Source organism: Amycolatopsis speibonae (genome assembly GCF_042647925.1).
GTDB classification, from domain to species: domain Bacteria; phylum Actinomycetota; class Actinomycetes; order Mycobacteriales; family Pseudonocardiaceae; genus Amycolatopsis; species Amycolatopsis speibonae.
In genome coordinates this window covers 1-17,884 of sequence record NZ_JBHRWK010000032.1, presented here as the reverse complement: position 1 = coordinate 17,884, position 17,884 = coordinate 1, and the positions used below count along the sequence as shown (strand labels likewise).

The 17,884-nt window shown below is 68.9% G+C and carries 19 protein-coding genes and 1 tRNA gene; 12 read left to right on the top strand and 8 right to left on the bottom strand.

The genetic code is table 11. The features are described 5' to 3' along the window. Window positions 1–279: 279 nt before the first annotated feature. The 3 genes from ACFOSH_RS22395 (at window position 280) to ACFOSH_RS22385 (ending at window position 2,537) form a co-directional block, all read left to right on the top strand. Window positions 280–1,653 carry a glutamate decarboxylase gene (locus ACFOSH_RS22395; RefSeq protein WP_378240984.1) on the top strand — a complete coding sequence of 458 codons (1,374 nt, stop codon included), beginning with the start codon at window positions 280–282 and terminating at the stop codon, window positions 1,651–1,653. A 62-nt stretch (window positions 1,654–1,715) separates the two neighbouring features. Then, window positions 1,716–2,342, top strand: coding sequence for a TIGR03085 family metal-binding protein (locus ACFOSH_RS22390; protein WP_378240983.1), 627 nt, complete (start codon window positions 1,716–1,718; stop codon window positions 2,340–2,342). Between the two features lie 9 nt (window positions 2,343–2,351). After that, window positions 2,352–2,537, top strand: coding sequence for a 2-hydroxymuconate tautomerase (locus ACFOSH_RS22385; protein WP_378240982.1), 186 nt, complete (start codon window positions 2,352–2,354; stop codon window positions 2,535–2,537). A 15-nt stretch (window positions 2,538–2,552) separates the two neighbouring features. Here the strand turns inward: ACFOSH_RS22385 and ACFOSH_RS22380 are convergent, their stop codons facing one another. Further along, complete coding sequence (locus ACFOSH_RS22380; RefSeq protein ID WP_378240981.1) at window positions 2,553–4,397, bottom strand: prolyl oligopeptidase family serine peptidase; 1,845 nt, start codon at window positions 4,395–4,397, stop codon at window positions 2,553–2,555. Between the two features lie 39 nt (window positions 4,398–4,436). Between ACFOSH_RS22380 and ACFOSH_RS22375 the strand changes: the two genes are divergently transcribed. Beyond that, entirely contained in the window at window positions 4,437–5,129 is a 693-nt protein-coding gene (locus ACFOSH_RS22375) for a methyltransferase domain-containing protein (RefSeq protein WP_378240980.1), read from the top strand. 368 nt (window positions 5,130–5,497) lie between these two features. On the opposite strand, the gene ACFOSH_RS22370 is transcribed toward ACFOSH_RS22375, so the two are convergent. From ACFOSH_RS22370 to ACFOSH_RS22360, 3 genes are all read right to left on the bottom strand, one after another. After that, window positions 5,498–5,571 (bottom strand) — tRNA-Pro (locus ACFOSH_RS22370). A gap of 28 nt (window positions 5,572–5,599) precedes the next feature. Next, a complete protein-coding gene (locus ACFOSH_RS22365; protein WP_378240985.1) occupies window positions 5,600–6,541 on the bottom strand; it encodes a metallophosphoesterase in 942 nt (313 codons plus the stop codon). Window positions 6,542–6,811: 270 nt separating this feature from the next. After that, complete coding sequence (locus ACFOSH_RS22360; RefSeq protein ID WP_378240979.1) at window positions 6,812–8,989, bottom strand: transglycosylase domain-containing protein; 2,178 nt, start codon at window positions 8,987–8,989, stop codon at window positions 6,812–6,814. Window positions 8,990–9,340: 351 nt separating this feature from the next. On the opposite strand from ACFOSH_RS22360, the gene ACFOSH_RS22355 reads away from it, so the two are divergent. Continuing rightward, window positions 9,341–9,658, top strand: coding sequence for a WhiB family transcriptional regulator (locus tag ACFOSH_RS22355; RefSeq protein ID WP_020632155.1), 318 nt, complete (start codon window positions 9,341–9,343; stop codon window positions 9,656–9,658). A gap of 63 nt (window positions 9,659–9,721) precedes the next feature. Here the strand turns inward: ACFOSH_RS22355 and ACFOSH_RS22350 are convergent, their stop codons facing one another. The 4 genes from ACFOSH_RS22350 to ACFOSH_RS22335 are packed head-to-tail and all read right to left on the bottom strand — an operon-like array spanning window position 9,722 to window position 13,097. Next, window positions 9,722–10,855, bottom strand: coding sequence for an ArsA family ATPase (locus ACFOSH_RS22350; RefSeq protein WP_378240978.1), 1,134 nt, complete (start codon window positions 10,853–10,855; stop codon window positions 9,722–9,724). Continuing rightward, complete coding sequence (locus ACFOSH_RS22345) at window positions 10,855–11,859, bottom strand: ArsA-related P-loop ATPase (RefSeq protein ID WP_125679752.1); 1,005 nt, start codon at window positions 11,857–11,859, stop codon at window positions 10,855–10,857. The genes ACFOSH_RS22350 and ACFOSH_RS22345 overlap by 1 nt, the downstream gene beginning before the upstream one ends. Before the next feature lie 22 nt (window positions 11,860–11,881). Further along, window positions 11,882–12,130 (bottom strand): hypothetical protein, encoded by a 249-nt coding sequence (locus tag ACFOSH_RS22340; RefSeq protein ID WP_378240977.1) that lies wholly within the window; start codon window positions 12,128–12,130, stop codon window positions 11,882–11,884. A gap of 22 nt (window positions 12,131–12,152) precedes the next feature. Next, window positions 12,153–13,097: an esterase/lipase family protein gene (locus tag ACFOSH_RS22335; RefSeq protein WP_378240976.1), complete on the bottom strand. Its 945-nt coding sequence runs from the start codon at window positions 13,095–13,097 to the stop codon at window positions 12,153–12,155. Window positions 13,098–13,226: 129 nt separating this feature from the next. Here ACFOSH_RS22335 and ACFOSH_RS22330 point away from each other — a divergent pair, with 129 nt between their 5' ends. From ACFOSH_RS22330 to ACFOSH_RS22300, 7 genes are all read left to right on the top strand, one after another. Continuing rightward, window positions 13,227–13,388 (top strand): DUF4177 domain-containing protein, encoded by a 162-nt coding sequence (locus tag ACFOSH_RS22330; RefSeq protein WP_005166970.1) that lies wholly within the window; start codon window positions 13,227–13,229, stop codon window positions 13,386–13,388. A gap of 12 nt (window positions 13,389–13,400) precedes the next feature. Then, window positions 13,401–13,856 (top strand): RidA family protein, encoded by a 456-nt coding sequence (locus tag ACFOSH_RS22325; RefSeq protein WP_378240975.1) that lies wholly within the window; start codon window positions 13,401–13,403, stop codon window positions 13,854–13,856. After that, window positions 13,856–14,485, top strand: a complete 630-nt coding sequence (locus ACFOSH_RS22320; protein ID WP_101613579.1) for a hypothetical protein — start codon at window positions 13,856–13,858, stop codon at window positions 14,483–14,485. The genes ACFOSH_RS22325 and ACFOSH_RS22320 overlap by 1 nt, the downstream gene beginning before the upstream one ends. 38 nt (window positions 14,486–14,523) lie before the next feature. Further along, window positions 14,524–15,687 (top strand): hypothetical protein, encoded by a 1,164-nt coding sequence (locus ACFOSH_RS22315; protein WP_378240974.1) that lies wholly within the window; start codon window positions 14,524–14,526, stop codon window positions 15,685–15,687. An 89-nt stretch (window positions 15,688–15,776) separates the two neighbouring features. Next, window positions 15,777–16,589, top strand: a complete 813-nt coding sequence (locus ACFOSH_RS22310) for an NUDIX hydrolase (RefSeq protein ID WP_378240973.1) — start codon at window positions 15,777–15,779, stop codon at window positions 16,587–16,589. Then, window positions 16,586–17,356, top strand: coding sequence for an MBL fold metallo-hydrolase (locus tag ACFOSH_RS22305; protein WP_378240972.1), 771 nt, complete (start codon window positions 16,586–16,588; stop codon window positions 17,354–17,356). The genes ACFOSH_RS22310 and ACFOSH_RS22305 overlap by 4 nt, the downstream gene beginning before the upstream one ends. Next, a complete protein-coding gene (locus ACFOSH_RS22300; RefSeq protein ID WP_093932340.1) occupies window positions 17,353–17,604 on the top strand; it encodes a glutaredoxin domain-containing protein in 252 nt (83 codons plus the stop codon). Before ACFOSH_RS22305 ends, ACFOSH_RS22300 begins: the two co-directional genes overlap by 4 nt. Window positions 17,605–17,884 lie beyond the last annotated feature (280 nt).

The window sequence follows — 17,884 nt, the reverse complement described above, 5'->3', positions numbered from 1 at the left end:
CAATCACCAGTCCTAGCCCGAGCCTCGTTGCCCTCTCAGGCCACCACGCCCACCACCCTCAAACCGTGATCAACGCCAGCCCTTAAGTTCCTGGCATTGACCTTGAGGGTAGGGAAGGAGGCCTTCACGGACTTCTGCGTCGGTGGCCGTGCCGGAACGCGGGAGCAGGGCGGCCGCTTGTGGCTTCACGTCCTGGGCAAGGTGTCGGCGCGGGGGGTCGTGAGTGGTAAGTCGCGTCAGAACCGTCCTTACCGCTCACGAGCCGCTACCGTTCGATCCATGGTGCTGCACAAGGGAACCCCGACCGAACCGGACCGCAAGAGCGGGGCCAACCCGCTGTACGCCGGCGCGTATCCCGCGCTCGCCACGAGCATCCGCCTCCCGCACGACAGCCTCGCCGAAGATCCGCTGCCGCCGGACACCGCGCTCCAGCTGGTGCGCGACGAGCTGATGCTCGACGGCAACGCCCGGCTCAATCTCGCCACGTTCGTCACCACGTGGATGGAGCCGCAGGCGCGCGAGCTGATGGCCGAATGCGTCGACAAGAACATGATCGACAAGGACGAGTATCCGCAGACCGCGGAACTCGAGCGGCGCTGTGTGAACATCCTCGCCGATCTGTGGCACGCGCCCGATCCCACCGGGATCATGGGCTGCTCCACCACCGGTTCCTCGGAAGCCTGCATGCTCGCCGGGATGGCGTTGAAACGCCGCTGGTCGAAACTGGGGCGCGCCGGGAAGCCGAATCTGGTGATGGGCGCGAACGTCCAGGTCTGCTGGGAGAAGTTCTGCGAGTACTGGGAGGTCGAGCCGCGGCTGGTGCCGATGGACGGCGACCGCTTCCATCTCACGGCGGACGAGGCGATCGCCCGATGCGACGAGAACACCATCGGTGTCGTCGCGATCCTCGGTTCCACTTTCGACGGCAGCTACGAGCCCGTCGCCGAGATCGCGGCCGCGCTCGACGGGCTGCAAGAGCGGTCCGGCTGGGACATCCCGGTGCACGTCGACGGCGCTTCGGGCGCGATGATCGCGCCGTTCCTGGATCCGGAGCTGGTCTGGGACTTCCGCCTGCCGAGGGTGGCGTCGATCAACACCTCCGGGCACAAGTACGGGCTGGTCTACCCCGGTGTCGGCTGGGTGCTGTGGCGCGACAAGGCGGCGCTGCCGGACGAGCTCGTCTTCAACGTCAACTACCTCGGTGGCGACATGCCGACTTTCGCGCTGAACTTCTCGCGTCCCGGCGCCGAAGTGGCCGCGCAGTACTACACCTTCGTCCGGCTCGGCCGCGAAGGTTTCCGTGCCGTGCAACAGGCTTCGCGGGACGTGGCGACCCAGCTGGCGGACGGGATCGCCGAGCTGGGCCCGTTCGAGCTGCTGACGCGAGGCGATCAGCTGCCCGTGTTCGCCTTCACGACGAAGGCGGACGTCGAAGGCTTCGACGTCTTCGACGTGTCACGGCGGCTTCGTGAGCGTGGCTGGCTTGTCCCGGCGTACACGTTCCCGGAGAACCGGACCGATCTCGCGGTGCTGAGGATCGTGGTGCGCAACGGTTTCACGCACGACCTCGCGGACCTGCTGCTCGACGACCTCCGGCGGCTGGTGCCCGAGCTCGATCACCGCCCGCGACGGCGGACCGCGTTCCATCACTGAGCCGGGTGCCCTGCGTCACGCCGGATTTCCCCGGACCCTACCGGCGCGTAACGTCGGGGGGTATGGGAGTCGCCGGAGACGAACGTCAAGCGTTGAGCGAGCTTTTCGAAGAGGTCGGCCCGGACGCGCCGACCTTGTGCACGGGCTGGAAGACGCGGGATCTCGCGGCGCACCTGCTGGTCCGTGAGCGCCGCCCGGACGCGGCGCCGGGGATCCTGGTGCCTGCCCTCGCGTCGTACACGCAGCGGGTGCAGGACTCCTACGCCGCGCGCCCGTGGTCCGAGGTCGTCGGGAAGGTCCGGTCGGGTCCGGCCTGGTTCTGGCCGACGTCGATCGGCGCGCTCGACGAGCTGACCAACAGCGCGGAGTTCCTGATCCACCACGAGGACGTCCGTCGCGGACAGGCCGGCTGGGAGCCACGTCCGGCGGACTCCGGGCGGGACGCGGCGGCGTGGAAGTCGGCGAAGCAGGCGTCGAAGCTGAACCTGCGGAAGTCGCCGGTCGGCGTGGTCCTGAAGACTCCCGAAGGCCGCGAAGCGCGCGTGAAGGAAGGCCCGGACACGGTGACCGTCGTCGGTGCGCCGATCGAGCTGCTGCTCTTCGTCTTCGGGCGCGACGCGGCCCGGATCACCTTCGAAGGTGACGCCTACGCGGTGGACAGGCTCCGGAAGCACGACCGCGGCCTTTAAAGTTCGGTCATGCCGATGATCAGTGTTTCGATGTTCCCTGGCCGGACGCCCGAGCAGAAGCAGGCCCTCGTGCGCGAGGTGACCGACGCCTTCGTCCGCACCTGCGGCGGCAAACCCGAAGGTGTCTGGGTGACCATCAACGAGATTCCCGCCGAACACTGGGCGTCCGGCGGGACTCTCTTCTCCGAGCGCTGACCCCGCTCGCCGGGGTCAGCGAAGCCCGACGGCCCGCAGCGCGAAGAACACCTCGATCGCCGTCTGCTTGATCGTCTCGGCGATCACCAGCGACCCGTGGCCCGCGTCGAAACGGTAGAACTCGAACGAGCTCTCCCGCTTCGCGAGCCTGTCGAGGTAGTTCTCGACCTGCCGGATCGGGCAGCGCGGGTCGTTGTCCCCGGCGAGTACCAGCACCGGCGCCGTCACGGCCTCGACGTAGGTGATCGGCGAGCATTCCCGGTACACCGCGGGCACCGTCTCCGGCGAGCCGCCGAACAGCGCCCTGTCGAACGAGCGCAGCTGCTCCATCTCGTCCTCGTACGCGGCGACGTAGTCCGCGACGGGCACCCCGGCGACTCCCGCCGCCCAGCGCGCGGGCTGCGTTCCCAGCGCCAGCAGGCTCAGGTAGCCGCCCCATGAAGCACCGTTCACCACGCATTTTCCCGGATCCGCGAGTCCACTTTGGACGGCCCAGTCGTGGACGGCGGCGACGTCTTCGAGTTCGGTCAGGCCGGGACGGCCCTCGATGGCGTCACGCCAGGCCGAGCCGTAGCCGGTGGAGCCGCGGTAGTTGACCTCGACAACGGCGAAACCGGCGTCGAGCCAGACGGCGCGGTACGCGGAGAACCGGTCCTCGTCGGCGGAATGCGGCCCGCCGTGCAAGGAGAAGACCGTCGGGAGCGGGCCTTCGGGCGCGTCGGCCGGACGCGAGACCAGCGCGTGGATCCGCCCGCCGATCCCGTCGACGAACGCGTCGGTGACGGGGGCGGATTCCGGCGCCCGCTCGCCCGGCGGTTCGAGGAGGACCGAGTCTTCGCCGCCGGCGGCCCGAGCGCGCACCGCCGTCGGCTTCGCGGCGCTGGACCACGAGTACTCGACGGTGCCGTCGGGCCGCACCCCGGCGCCGCCGATCCGGCCCGGCGGGGTGTCCAAAGAGGACAATTCGCCGCTCGCGAGGTCGTACCGGTGAAGGGAACTGCGGCCCTGGTGGAAATGGACGACCAGCAGTGCCCGCGCGTCCGGATACCAGCCCGCGATCACTTCGCCGGGCAGGTCGAGCTCGATCTCCCGCTCGGTGTCCGCGGCGGTGTCCCAGATCAGCAGTTCCTCGCGGCCGCGCCGCTCGTGCAGCACCAGCAACCGCTGGTCGCCCGCGACCGGTGAGAACTCCAGGGCGCCGAGGCCCTTGCCTTCGCCGTCCCACTTGTCGGCGACCGTGGTGAAGCCGCCGGTCGACAGGACGCGCAGCGCGGGGTGGCGCGAATCACCGTGCTCGGAATGGGAGATCGCGAGCAGCGACTCGTCGCGGGAGAGCGAGGCGATCCCCGCGTCGTCTTCGTGCCGGTAGAAGCTGGTGGTCTCGCCGTCGATGTGGGCGAAGAGTTCGCTGCCGTCGTCGGTCGAGACGCCGACGGCGATCACGCGGGTGCCGATCTCGAGCCCGGCGGGATAGCCGTCGTGGACGTCCGGCACCGCGCGCTCGGCGGCGGCTCCCGGCGCGAAGGGTTCGCGGACCCAGGAACCGAACTCGTCGCCGTCGGTGTCGTTGAACCACCAGATCCAGCGCCCGTCGGGGGACGGGGTCGCGTGCATGGTGCCGTTGGGGCGGTCGGTGACGCGGCGGTGTTCGCCGGTCGAGCGATCCCAGGAGTAGACCTCCCAAACGCCGCTGGCGTTGGAGACGTAGACGTTCGCGTCCGGCGCGTCGATGGCCCACTCGGGGACGGAGATGCGCGGCGCGTGGAAGCGGGCCCGCCACCTGGCCTCGGCTTCGGCGTCGTCGAACAGGCGGTCCGGGACCGCCGCGGACGGATATTTGTTGCCTGGCTGCGTGCTCACCCCTCGATCCTGCCACCCCGGAGCCGTACTGTGTGCGGGGTGCTGGAGGGAAACGCGCCGCGCGCCGCGGTGTCCGCGCGGTCCGCGCGCCAAGCGGTCGAACGGGCCGTGTTCGCGCAACCGCTGTTCGGGCCGGGGATGGGGTTCGTCGACGTCGGCTGCGGGCCGGGTTCGATCACCCTCGGTATCGGCGACGGACACAGAAAGTCCACAGTGGACTTTCTCACGGCGGACGCGTGCGCCCTGCCGTTGGCCGAGGCTTCGGTGGACGTGGTCTTCGCGAACGCCGTCTTCGAGCACCTGAAGGAGCCGGGCGCCGCGCTGGCGGAAATCCACCGGGTGCTCAAACCGGGTGGAGCACTCGCACTGTCCACATCGGACTGGAGCCGGGCGAGACTCCGGCCGAAGACGGCGAACGTGGATGCCGCCCTTCGCGGGCACTACCTGTTGTGCCGCCGCGCGGGCGGTGACCCGTTCGCCGGACGGTCGATCTCCGCCGCGGTCGCGGCCGCCGGGTTCACCGACGTGCGCACGAAAACGCGTTACCGCGCGGACTCGACGTACCGGGCGCTGGCGACCTACGTGGAGGCGCGGCTGGTGACGGCGCTGGAAACCGCGACGACCCCGGACCGCGACCAACTCGCTTCGGCCGCCCGCTCGGCTTGGTCCTGGGCGCGCTCCGGCGATGGCGACTTCGCCCAATGCTGGACCGAACTCCTCGCCACCCGCTGACCCGCCACAGTGGGAACCGTGAAGCTCGGTTGTCCACACTCACACGCCGTTGTGGACAACCGACCCCGTCATCCCCACTTTCGCCCGATCCCGACGCCCCTGGCCGATACGCTGGACCCGGGGTCGCCCCCCTGGGAGTGGCGGGGGCTGCGCTGGGGCGGTTTCGGTCTGGGGCGGGGTGTTCGGGGGCGCGGGGCTGAGGGCGTGGGGCTGAAGGGGACTTTCGCCGCATGTCATGTAAGGAAAGCGTCCTTCGTCGCGTGGGACGTGGGGAAAGGGGCCTTCGCCGCGTCCGCATCCGGGGCCGGGCCACGACGCAAGAAGGCCCCGCTCGCGTGTTCTGCGAGCAGGGCCTTCTTGATCTAGCGTCGGGGTGGCGGGATTCGAACCCACGACCTCCTCGACCCGAACGAGGCACGCTACCAAGCTGCGCCACACCCCGGATACTTCTTAGCGGGTCGAGGAGAAGTTTAGCGGACGGTGTTTCGGGCTTTGCGGGGGGCTGCTTTCCGGTGATTGTCGCTGGTCGTACCCCGTGGGACGAGGGTCAGCAGGCTCGCCTCGGGCGGGCACGCGAAGCGCGCCGGAGCGTAAGGCGACGTGCCCAAGCCGGCGGAGACGTGCAGCCACATCTGGGCGCCCCAGCGGGACGCGCCGCGCGCGCGGGTGCGGTCGAGTTCGCAGTTCGTGACGAGAGCGCCGTAGCCGGGAACGCGGAGCTGTCCACCGTGGGTGTGGCCCGCGAGGACGAGGTCGTAGCCGTCACCGGCGAACTCGTCGAGGACGCGGGGCTCCGGGGAGTGCGTGACCCCGATGCGGACGGCGGCGCCCCGGTCGGCCGGGCCGGCGATGTCGGCGTAGCGGTCGCGGCGGAGATGGGCGTCGTCGACACCGGCGGTGAACACGTACTGGTCGGCGACCTCGATGGTGCGGCGGACGTGGGTGAGGTCGTCCCAGCCGTGTTCGACGAAGGCCGCGCGCAGGTCGCGCCAGGGCAGGTGCTCGCCGTGGATCCGCTTCTTCTTGCCCTTCGGCATGAGGTAGCGCGCGGGGTTCTTCGGCTTCGGTGCGTAGTAGTCGTTGCTGCCGAAGATGAACACGCCTGGCCTGTCGAGCAGGGGGCCGAGTGCGCGCAGCACGGACGGCACGGCCTGCTGATGTGACAGGTTGTCACCGGTGTTGACGACGAGGTCCGGTTTCAGTTCGTCGAGCGCGGCTACCCAGCGTTGCTTGCTCACGTGACCGGGGAGCATGTGCAGATCCGAGATGTGGAGGATCGTGAAGGGCTTCGCTCCTGCCGCGAGGACCGGGAGCTCCGCGGTGCGAAGCGTCCAACGGCGCCTTTCGATGCCGACTGCGTAACCGAGGGTCGCGGCTCCCAAGGCGACGGTTCCCACGGCCAATCGCCGCATCGTCGCCCCTGAAGTACTTTTGTTACTGAGCGTGCTCACGATGTCCAGTTTACGTGCTCATCAGTGGTGATCGTCCGCCCCCATTCCGGCGATGCCCGAGAATCGCTGGAATGGCCTCTTTTCTTCACTTTCCGTGGTCGATGCGGGGTGCCGTGATCAGTCGACATGATCCCGTCGGCCACCGGTCCCCGTTAGGCCGCCGAGTAGTCACTCAAAGTTAGAGTTGTGTGACTGATAGTTATTTGCGCTGGTGAATACGGCCTCGGCCGGTCAGCGTCCGCCGCCCATGTACTTCGGGTCCGGCTGCGGCAACGGCAGCGCTTCCTGGCCTTCGAGGATCTTCGACATCGCCCCGAACCAGGTCTGCGCGGGCGTCTTGCCACCCCACATGTTTTCGCAGCCGCGAGCGCTCACGTTACCCGGGCCGAGGTAGCAGAGACCGCCACTTCCACCCTTCGGGCGGAACACCATGGCCGCCCCCGCGAGCTGCGGGGTGGCCCCGAGGTACGACCCCGCGCCGTTGCTCTGCGTGGTGCCGGTCTTGCCGATCACCGGCCGGGTCCACCTGGCGCCGTTCGCGGCGCCGAACGACGTGCCGCCGGGTGCGCTGTCCCTGCTCATGCCGACCGCGAGGGTGTTGGCGAGGCCTTCGGGAACCACCTGCTCGCAGGGGGCTTCCTTGACGGGGACAGGCTTTCCGTCCCGGTCGGTGACGCCGGCCAGCGGGGTCGGCGGGCACCAGACGCCGCCGCTCATGATCGTCGCGCCGACGTTCGCCAGTTCCAGCCCGGACAGCGGGCTCACGCCGAGGGTGAACGCACCGGATCCGTTCCAGCCCGGCTTCGGGCCGTACGCCTGGAGCTGATTGACGTTGACGCCGTCGTCCTTGGAGTTCGGGTCGACGGCGCCGCCGCCCCGGTTGCTGGCCATGGTGTCGCGCATGCCGAGCTTGCGCGCCATCTCCACGACCGGCCCGGTGCTGCCGATCCTGTCTTCCAGTGCCACGAACGCCGTGTTCGGCGAGGTCGCCAGCGCCTGCTGCAGCGACATGGCCCCACCGGCAGGGTTGTAGTCGCCCGCGTTGCCGACGCAGTACCAGTTACCGCCCGGCCCGGCAGGGGGCCGGGGAGCCACGGGGCATTTCTTCGGGCCACCGGCGAACACGTTGGAGACGTAGAGATCGGGCACCGGGAGAGAGGTGTTGATCCCGGCCACGCCTGCTTCCAGCGCCGCGGCGCTGGTGAAGACCTTGTAGGTGGAGCCGGCGCCGGCGGTGTTGTAGACGCCGGAAGGCAACGCGAACGTCGTCTGGCCCTGGTCTTCGTGCAGCCCGTAGTCACGGTTCGCCGCCAGCGCCACCACTTCGTGCCGGTTCTTGCCCGGCTTCACCAGCGAGAGCGTGTTCGCGACGTTGTCCTGCGTCTTCTTGACCTGGGCTTCGGCCGACATCTTGGCCTCGTGGTTCGCCCGTTCGTCCAAAGTGGTCTTGATCTGGTAGCCGCCGGTGTAGAGATCGTCCTTCGTCATGCCGTTCTTGAGGAGATAGTCCTCTACGTATTGACAGAAGAAACCGTTTTCCGTACCGGCTCCGGTGCAGTTCGACGCGGGTTTCTGCGGGCCGCCTTCGACCACCCCGAGCGGCTCGGCCTTGAACCGTTCCGCGTCCACCTTCGCGAGCTTCTGGTTGTCGACCATGCGGTCCAGCACCAGATTGCGGCGTTCGGTCGCCTTCGCCGGGGCCTTCCACGGGTCGTTGACGATCGGGTTGTTCACCAGACCGGCCAGCAACGCCGCCTGCGGCACCGTGAGCTTCTCGACGGGCGTGTTGAAGTACGCGTTCGCGGCCGCGCCGACACCGAAGATCTCGCGCGAGAATTCGACGACGTTCAGATAGCCGCTCAGGATCTGCATCTTGTTCAGCTTGGTTTCCAGCTGGATCGCGATCCGGGCTTCCTTCAGCTTCCGGGCGACCGACTGTTCCTGTGCGCGCTTCTGGCCCGGCTTGTCGTCCCGGTAGACGACGTTGATCAAGTAGTTCTTCACGTACTGCTGGGTCAGCGTCGACGCGCCCTGCGTGTCGCCGCCGGTGGTGTTGCTGACCGCGGCGCGCAGCGTGCCCTTCCAGTCCACCCCGTTGTGCTCGTAGAAGCGCTTGTCCTCGACCGAGATCAGCGCCCACTTCATGGCGTCGTTGATCTGCGTCTCGTCGGTGGGGATGCGGAACTGCTTGTACAGCGTCGCGATCTGCTTGCCGGTGTTGTCCGTGATCGTCGTCACCAGCGGCGGCGGAATGTCCGCAAGGTCCGAAGATGTCTTGTCGACGGTCTCGCTCGCCTGGTTGGAGAGAACGCCCGCGGCACCCGCCACCGGGAACAACATCCCCGCGACCAGCACCCCCGCGAGCACACACAGGCCAATGAGCTTCAGCAGACCGTCCGTTTTGCGCACGCGGACCAGGGTACGCGGATGCCGTTAGCCCACCGTGACGTCACCTCGCTGTCGGTGCGGGTCCGGTCACGAAATCGACCCCATGTGGTGACGGATGGTGACGGCAGGCATTCTAGGGCTTGGCGGAGGGAACCGAGGGCCCTTACAGTCCGTCAACGTCTCACGTATGAAAAAGCCGACAGACGGGTGAGTGCGAGCGGCAGTCGCATTCGGCCGAACGGAGGCACCCGGCACCGGGGAGGTGCCGGCTCAACCGACGTGAGCACACAGGGAGACACGCTCATGGGGGCAGGAGCGCAGGCTTTTCGTCCCCCCGTGGTGTGTCGAACACCAGGGTAGGGAGCTGGGGGTATGGAAACCAACCAGTCGAGCTGGCGAGTCAATGCGTCGTGCCGCGACACCGATCCGGACGGTTTGTTCGTCCGGGGGGCCGAACAGAACCGGGCCAAGGCGGTCTGCCTCGGTTGCCCGGTCAGGACGGAATGCCTCGCGGAAGCGCTCGATGGCCGGATCAACTTCGGCATCTGGGGAGGTATGACCGAACGGGAACGGCGGGCGCTGCTCAGGCGGCGGCCGGACGTGACCAGCTGGGCGGACCTGCTTGAAGCGGCGAAGCGCAGTTTCACCGGGATCGACGAAGAGGAAGACGTACGCGTCCGAGTCTCGTGATCATGATTCCGTGAAGGGCCCCTTCCCTGAGTCCAAGGTAGGGAAAGGGTCCTTCACGGACGATCAGGACTGGGTGGCCAAGCGCGTGCCGATGTCGCGCAGGCCTTCGAGATCGTGCACGTCGCTGGGGAGCGCGGGCACCCGCGCCAGCGGGACCTCGGGATGTGCCCGCGTGAACCTGGCGAGCAGCCGCGTCTCCCGATCGGCCAGCGCGACCCGGTCCGCGTGCAGGCGAAGGACGGCTTCGGCCAGCGGTGCGCTGCTCTCGCCCTTCGCCAGCTGTTCGGCGGCCGCGATGGCCTCCGCGCTGGACAGCGGGGCCAGCACCGGATGCGTCCGGTTCGCGACCAGCCCGGCCAGCGGCATGCTCTCTTCCGAAAGCCTCTCCACGAAGAAGGACGCCTCGCGCAGCGCGTCCGGCTCCGGCGCGGCGATCACGAGGAACGACGTCCCGCCGGACCGCAGCAGCTCGGAAGTCTTGCGCGCGCGTTCGCGGAAGCCGCCGAACATGCTGTCGAAGGCCTGCATGAACGCCGAAGCGTCGGTCAGCAGCTGGCCGCCGATGATCGTCGAGACGGCCTTCGCGAACATCGAGAAACCGGCGTTGACGACCTTGCGCAAGCCCCAGCCACCGGCCTTGGCCGGACCGGTCAGCAGCCGGATCATCCGGCCGTCGAGCGCGCTGGAAAGCCTCGTCGGCGCGTCGAGGAAGTCCAGCGCGGACCGGCTCGGCGGCGTGTCGACGATGATCAGGTCCCACTCGTCGGTGGCCGCGAGCTGCCCCAGCTTCTCCATCGCCATGTACTCCTGCGTACCGGAGAACGACGTGGAAATGGTCTGGTAGAAGGGGTTCTGCAGCAGCTGTTCGGCGCGTTCCGGGCCGGCGTGCACCCGCACCATGTCGTCGAAGGTGCGGCGCATGTCGAGCATCATCGCCCAGAGTTCGCCCTTGGGTTCGAAGCCTTCGACCTGCACCTGCTTCGGGTGGTTGCCCAGTTCCCGCAGGCCGAGTGCCTGCGCCAGCCGCCGGGCCGGGTCGATGGTGAGCACCACCGTCTGCCGTCCGCGTTCGGCCGCGCGCAACGCCAGCGCCGCCGCCGTGGTCGTCTTGCCGACCCCGCCCGAGCCGCAGCAGACGATGACCCGGCTCTCCGGATCGTCGATCAGCTTGTCGATCTCCAGGATGTCGTCCGGCATCAGCGGACCCCCTGCTCGGTCAGCGCTTCGGCGAGGTCGTAGAGCGCCGCGACATCGACGCCGTCGGTCAGGTCCGGCAGTTCGAGACCCGGCAGGTCCGCTTCGGACAGCTGCTCGCGGGCGCGCTGCTCGGCCGCGACCCGCACGGCGTGCTCGACGGTCTCCTCGACCAGCGCGTCGAGGGTGCTGTCAGGCAGGTTCAGCCCGGCAGACGCGAGCCCGGCACGGACCCGCGAGGCATCGACACGGCCGTCCGCGGCGGCCGTCACCGAACGGGCGGGCAGCCGCGGCGGGCGGACCCGGTTGACCAGCACCGCGCCGGGGCGCAGATCGGCGCCGTCGAGTTCGGCGACCGCTTCGACGGTCTCCCGCACCGGCATCTCTTCCAGCAGCGTCACCAGGTGGACGGCGGTCTCACCGGAGTGCAGCAGCCGGACGACGCCGTCGGCCTGGCCGCGGATCGGGCCGGTCTTGGCGAGATCGGTCAGCGCCTTGGTGACGTCGAGGAACTTCACGACCCGGCCGGTGGGCGGCGAGTCGACGACGACGGCGTCATAGGTGTGGCGGCCGTCCGACTCGGTCCGGCCGACGCATTCCTTGATCTTCCCGGTGAGCAGAACGTCGCGCAGACCCGGCGCGAGCGTGGTGGCGAACTCGATCGCGCCCATCCGCCGCAGCGTCCGCCCCGCGAAGCCGAGGTTGTAGAACATTTCGAAGTATTCGAGGAGCGCGGCCTCGACGTCGATGTGCAGCGCGCGCAGCTCACCGCCGCCGGGGACGGCCGCGATGCGCTGCTCGGCGTACGGCAGCGGCTCGGTGTCGAAGAGCTGGGCGATGCCCTGGCGGCCTTCGACCTCGATCAGCAGGACACGGCGCCCGCCCTTGGCGAGCGCGAGGCCCAGCGAGGCGGCGAGCGTGGTCTTGCCCGTCCCGCCCTTACCGGTGACGAAATGCAGCCTGGCTCTCGCGAGTTCGTCGGTCCAGCCGGCAAGGGATGTGCTCACCGGTCCCACCCTAATTGAGTGGTCAGCTAGCCAGCATCATGACGCCGAGCGCGGCCGCGACCACGGCGACGACGGCCCAGGTCAGGATGCCGGACAGGATCGTGAGCATCACCACACCGAGCAGCAGGAGCACCACGAAGGCCACCGCGCCGGTGATCGCGACCGCTCCCGAGGTGTTCCGGCGGTCCCGTGCCTTGGCCATCAGGACCAGCACCAGCGGCAGCCCGGCCGCGGCGAGCAGGACGGTCGCGACCACACGCCAGGTCTCCACGGGTCCAGCCTAGCGAGGGCCGTCAGCTCCCGACGGGGGTCGCGGGCACGCACGGCACCGGCTTCGCGTGCGAAGGGTCGAGCGCGTTGAGGACGTGCCCGGCCGCGTTGCGGTCGGCGGCGACCCCGGCGTGCTCCGCCAGGTCCAGCAGGCAGCTGTCCTGCAGGACGATGTTCTTCACGTTCGGGCCCTTGCCCATCCCGCTCGTGTACGGGACGACGGCTTCGTCGTAGCGGGTCATGATGTTCGTGTAGGTCACGCCCGGCTGGAAGATCCCGTTGCCGCCGCGCAGCTTCGTGAGGAACTCCGAGCCGTGCAGGAACTGGCGGCACGAGCCGCAGACCGGGTCGAGGATCCCGTTGAACCCGGGCGCCAGCCCCAGCGCGCCCGCGAGCGCGTACAGATGTGAGGCACCGAACAGTGTCGTGCCGTCCCACAGCGGGGTCAGGCTGACGTACTTGTCCACTTTGGACGCGCCGCCGAGAAACTTCACATAGTAGGAAGGCATCAGCGTGCCCTCGGAATGCCCGAGGATGTCCACCTTGGACGCGCCTGTCGCGATCGTCACCTCGTCGACGAACGCCGAGAGTTCCTTCGCGCTCTGCTCCATCGGCAGGAGGCCACCGGGCTGGTAGATCGGCAGCGGCTTCCCGGGGACCCCGTAGGTCAGGGAGAAGACGCAGTACCCGTTGTTCTTGAGCAGCGGGCCGAACGTCTGCCAGTTCACCGTCTGGTTGGCGCCGAGGCCGTGGGTGAGCACGACCGGATTCGGATGCGCTGCTGTCGGACGGCAGTCGAAGTCGTTCGCGCCGGGCGGCGGGCCGCCGGGGTTCGCCGCCTGTGCGGGCAGCGCCGCGGCGAGTGTCCACGGAACGGGAAGTTTCTCGTCGGCGTTCGCCGGTGAAGCGCAGATCAGGGCAAGCGTCGCGGCCAGGCAGGCGACGGCGAGGGACTTCGTTGTCCGCATGTCAACGTCCTATCTACTCCCGAGTAGGTGTGAAGTGAAACACATCGGCGGGAAATCGGCGAGCCGGTCGCGAGAGGGTTTTCCCCATGTGTGTCGGGCGCTCTTGCCGGTTTGGCTACGCTCCCGGACATGAGCGCCACCAAGTGGGAGTACGCGACCGTCCCTCTGTTGATCCACGCCACGAAGCAGATCCTCGACCAGTGGGGCGAGGACGGCTGGGAGCTCGTCACCGTGCTCCCGAACCCGACCGGCGAGCAGCACGTCGCCTACCTCAAACGAGCCAAGAACTGAGGGATTGAAGCCATGACCTGGAGCGATCGGCTCGCCGAGCTCGGTATCGAACTGCCCGGCGTCGCCGCCCCGCTGGCGGCCTACGTGCCCGCCGTCCGGACCGGATCGCACGTCTACACGTCCGGGCAGCTGCCCTTCGTCAAGGGCGAGCTCGAAGCGACCGGCAAGGTCGGCGCCGAGGTCAGCCCCGAAGAGGCGAAGCAGTACGCGCGGACGTCGATCCTCAACGCCCTCGCCGCGGTGGACTCGGTCGTCGGGCTCGACAACATCGCGCGAGTGGTCAAGGTCGTCGGTTTCGTGGCGTCCGCGGAAGGCTTCACCGGCCAGCCCGCGGTGATCAACGGGGCGTCCGAGCTGCTCGGGGAGATCTTCGGCGAGGCGGGAATCCACGCGCGTTCGGCGGTCGGCGTCGCCGAACTGCCGATCGGGGCGCCGGTCGAGATCGAACTGATCGTGGAGGTGAAGTGATGGATCCGGACATCGAGAAGTCCTCGCACGAGCTCCTGCTCCGGCTGGCCGGACGGCTGCCGGACCAGCTCCTGTGGCGGTTCCGCGACTGGCTGGGCGAGGGTGCGATGGGCACGCTCGCGCGGACCCTGCCCCGGTCTTTGCTTAAGCACAGGATCGACCTGGACCAAACCGAGTATCGCCTGCTAGTCGCCGGGCTTATTCCTCACGGAGCCGACTGGCATCAGGTGAGTTCCACCCTGGGGGTAGACGACGTCACCGAGACCAGGTACACATTCACGCAGAGTGCGCCCGAATGGGTGAACTCCGTCGACTCTGTGTCCGTATTGATCCACGCAACGTTGCGGGGGCGGCCGGATGTGGGTGAAGTGCGGCAAAGCTGGCGACACCTCGGTGTGGTCGGCGAGGGTGGGGCGAAACGAGTCCTGCTGGTCACGGCGCTCAACGGGCTGCCGAGGCTGACGGGCGAATTGCAGCGCGTCTTGCGCGTGCTGGGTGACGAGGAGCCCGGCGTCGAGGTTCTCCCGCCGAGCATCGACCTCACCGGCTATCACCGCACCGCGCTCGCCAGCTCCGAACTGGTCTGTGTGGGCGCGGTGGACACCGGAAGTCGGCTGGTCGCCGCTTAACGCTCGCACCACCAGGCGAGCCGGGAGGGAGCAGAGCAATGGTGGAGGTCCACGACGGCCCGCCCATGGACGGGTTCTCGGTGCCCCTGCGCCTGCATAACCTGTTACTGGCCCTGGCGGGTCGAATCGACGACAGTGCTTTGACCGAAGCGCGTGAGCTGATCGCGCGTGCGCACATCGACGAAGCGGTGGAGCTCACCACCGGCACCCTGATCGCGGGGAAGATCCCGGTGAGCTCGTCCGAACAGCGTGAACTCGCGCTCGTCCTCGAAATGAGCCGGTCCGACGCCACCCTGGCGAACGACCTGCTCGTCGAGGAGGACGAGTCGGTGCTCACCCACCGGTTCACCGGGGAGAACACGCCCGAATTCGGCCTCGCCGAGGCGCTCGACCGCACCCTGCAGGTGCTGCCGGACGTCCGGTCGGTGCACGCGGTGTGGCGCAACACGCCGGCGGGCAGTGTGCCCGGCGCACTGCCGCAGCGGGTGGTCCTGGTCGAGATCGGCCCGGAGGGCAACCCGCCCGCGGTCGCGTTCCGCGTGGACACCGCGCTTCGCCGCGCCGGTATCCGCTCGGTCGTCGAGGTCGCGGGACCCGGCGTCGCGCGTTCCGCGTACCACCAGGCCGCTTCGTCGGCCGCGAGTCCTGTCTGGGTCACCGGGAGTACCCACTCCAGTGACTTTCGGACCGGGCCGGTGACACCGACCCCGCCGCCCGCTCCCGCCCCGGCTCCCGAGCCGGTCAAGGAGCAGCCGAGCAGGCACGGCCTGCGTCCGGTGGGCAGCGGTGGCCAGGAACCGAACGAGCCGATCGCACCGGTGGTGCCGATCGTGCAGCAGGCGCCGGCACCGGTTTCTCCGCCGCCTTCTTCGCCGGTGTCTTCTCCGGAACCGCTGCCGCGCAAGTCACGGGCGGAGACCCGTGCCGAGCGCACGGCCGACCTGACCCCGGCCGAAGTGGCCCAGCTGCGCCAGGCGCTCAAGGAGGACCCCGAAAAGGGTCGCGAGATCGCCTCGGGCAAGCCGAGCATGCACGAGGTCGTCGAGCTGCCCGCTCTCGATCTCGACGACCCCAGCCTGAGCGAGCGCGACCGTGCGCTCCTGCGCGAGCTGCACGCCGAGCTCGCGGAACGGGAGCGTGCCGAAGCGGCGAAGATCCGGCTGAACGGTGCTTCGCGCAGCAGCGGCTCTAGCTGGTCCTAGCAGTTCTACGCGTTTCGTCCTCTGGATGCGGTGGTTGCACGCGCAACTATCGCAACCAGAGGACGAAACGCGATGTTATGTTGCGGGATGTGGCTGAAGAACTGACATTCGACATCCCGGTGGGGGCCGGGGTGGGCACCCGCGCCAACGCCGGCGGCGAGCCGGTGACGCCCAAGGACGCGGCGACCGTGATCCTCCTCCGCGACGGCGCGCGAGGCGTCGAGGTCTTCCTGCAACACCGGGTCAAGGGCATGCCGTTCGCGGGCGGGATGACCGTTTTCCCCGGCGGCGGCGTGGATTCCCGCGACGTCGACGCCTCGGTGAGCTGGTCGGGCCCGAAGCCCGCCTGGTGGGCCGAGCGCTTCGGATGCGAGGAACCGCTGGCCCGCGCCCTGGTGTGCGCGGCCGTGCGGGAGACGTTCGAGGAGTCGGGCGTACTGCTCGCGAGCATCAGGGACGCCGTCGTCACCGACACGGCGCCGTACCAGGACGCCCGCGAAAAGCTGGTCTCCCGCGAGCTCTCGCTCGCCGCGTTCCTCGAAGCGAACGGCCTGACGCTGCGCGCGGATCTCCTGCGCCCCTGGGCGAACTGGGTCACCCCGCCTCAGGAGCCGCGTCGTTACGACACCTGCTTCTTCGTCGCCGTGCTGCCCGAGGGGCAGGAGGCGGACAGCGCCACCTCCGAGGCCGTCAGCACCGGCTGGCAGCGGCCGGAAGAGGCCATCGCCGACGCCAAGGAAGGGCGCCGCATGCTCATGCCACCGACCTGGATAACGCTCGCCGAACTGGGTGAGTTCGGCTCGGCGGCCGCGGCACAGGCCGTCGAGCGCGAGATCGTGAAGATCATGCCGACGCTGGTGCGCGACGGCGACAAGGCCCGCGTCGTACTGGACCCGGCGTGAGCGCCCCCGCGTACGGCGTGCTGCGCCAAGTGACGCCGACGGCTTCGGTGCTGCTGGAGCACAATCCGTCGTCGATGACGTTGGAGGGCACCAATTCCTGGGTGCTGCGCGGGCCGGGCGCGTCCGGTTCCGTGGTCGTCGACCCCGGTCACGAGGACCTCGAACACCTGACGCTGCTGGCGGAAACCGGCGCCGTCGAGCTGATCGTCCTGACCCACCATCACCCCGACCACGCCGAGGGCGCACCCTGGTTCGCCGAGCGCGTCGGCGCTCCGGTGCGGGCGTTCGACGAATCGCTCTGCGTCGGCGGGAAGTCCCTTGTGGACGGTGACGTGCTCGAGGCGGGCGGCGTGCGGCTCTCGGTGCTGCACACGCCGGGGCACACCGGCGACTCGATCTGCCTGGTGTCCGACGGGCAGATCCTGACCGGCGACACCATCCTCGGCCGCGGCACCACCGTGTTGCACGACCTCGGCGACTACCTGCGCTCGCTGCGCGAACTCATCGCGCTGCCCGAGGGCACCACCGGACTGCCCGGCCACGGCCCCGAACTGCCCGACCTCGCCGCGACCGCGCGCGAATACCTGGCGCACCGGGAAGAACGACTGGACCAGGTGCGTTCGGCACTGGAGACACTCGGCGCGGACGCCACCCCGCGCCAGGTGGTCGAGGTCGTCTACGCCGACGTCGACAAGGCTTTGTGGGCGCCCGCCGAGTGGAGTGTGCGGGCACAGTTGGACTACCTGAGGTCGGAGGACGGCGAATGAGTGACGTCGAGGTCGAGTTCTACTGGCGCCCCGGATGCGGGTTCTGCGCCGCGCTGGAGCGGCCGCTGTCGAAGAGCGGCTTCACGGTGAAGCGGGTCAACATCTGGGAGGACCCGGACGCCGCCGCGCGGGTGCGCTCGGTCGCGGACGGGAACGAGGTCGTGCCGACGGTCTTCGTGGGCTCGACGGCGATGGTGAACCCTTCGTTCGCCGAGATCGAGGCCGCCGTGAAGGCCGCCTCCGCCTGAGGTACTTGGGCCGATGTCTCCAATGTGGCACCAGCCACCCGCCACTCGCACCCAGCAAGACCCGAAGGCCGCGAGGTGTCACTCAGGGTGAGGGGTGTGTGGAAATAGGGACGCTCAACGTCCCTATTTCCACACACCCTCCCTGTCCGGCTGTCGTGACCGGTCCGGTCACGACGGGACTGTGTGGATTTCCGGTCATCCAACGATGCTGTTGGTTTTCTCTGGTCAGGCGGCTGGGGTGAGGGAGAGGTGGCGGACTGGGCTGGTTCGTGTGGTGGCG

Bases quoted from the DNA above. Each gene is read 5' to 3' on its own strand.
- ACFOSH_RS22395 (WP_378240984.1), top strand. From the start codon at position 280: ATGGTGCTGCACAAGGGAACCCCGACCGAACCGGACCGCAAGAGCGGG.
- ACFOSH_RS22390 (WP_378240983.1), top strand. From the start codon at position 1,716: ATGGGAGTCGCCGGAGACGAACGTCAAGCGTTGAGCGAGCTTTTCGAA.
- ACFOSH_RS22385 (WP_378240982.1), top strand. From the start codon at position 2,352: ATGCCGATGATCAGTGTTTCGATGTTCCCTGGCCGGACGCCCGAGCAG.
- ACFOSH_RS22365 (WP_378240985.1), bottom strand. From the start codon at position 6,541: ATGCGGCGATTGGCCGTGGGAACCGTCGCCTTGGGAGCCGCGACCCTC.
- ACFOSH_RS22355 (WP_020632155.1), top strand. From the start codon at position 9,341: ATGGAAACCAACCAGTCGAGCTGGCGAGTCAATGCGTCGTGCCGCGAC.
- ACFOSH_RS22350 (WP_378240978.1), bottom strand. From the start codon at position 10,855: ATGCCGGACGACATCCTGGAGATCGACAAGCTGATCGACGATCCGGAG.
- ACFOSH_RS22335 (WP_378240976.1), bottom strand. From the start codon at position 13,097: ATGCGGACAACGAAGTCCCTCGCCGTCGCCTGCCTGGCCGCGACGCTT.
- ACFOSH_RS22330 (WP_005166970.1), top strand. From the start codon at position 13,227: ATGAGCGCCACCAAGTGGGAGTACGCGACCGTCCCTCTGTTGATCCAC.
- ACFOSH_RS22325 (WP_378240975.1), top strand. From the start codon at position 13,401: ATGACCTGGAGCGATCGGCTCGCCGAGCTCGGTATCGAACTGCCCGGC.
- ACFOSH_RS22320 (WP_101613579.1), top strand. From the start codon at position 13,856: ATGGATCCGGACATCGAGAAGTCCTCGCACGAGCTCCTGCTCCGGCTG.
- ACFOSH_RS22315 (WP_378240974.1), top strand. From the start codon at position 14,524: ATGGTGGAGGTCCACGACGGCCCGCCCATGGACGGGTTCTCGGTGCCC.
- ACFOSH_RS22300 (WP_093932340.1), top strand. From the start codon at position 17,353: ATGAGTGACGTCGAGGTCGAGTTCTACTGGCGCCCCGGATGCGGGTTC.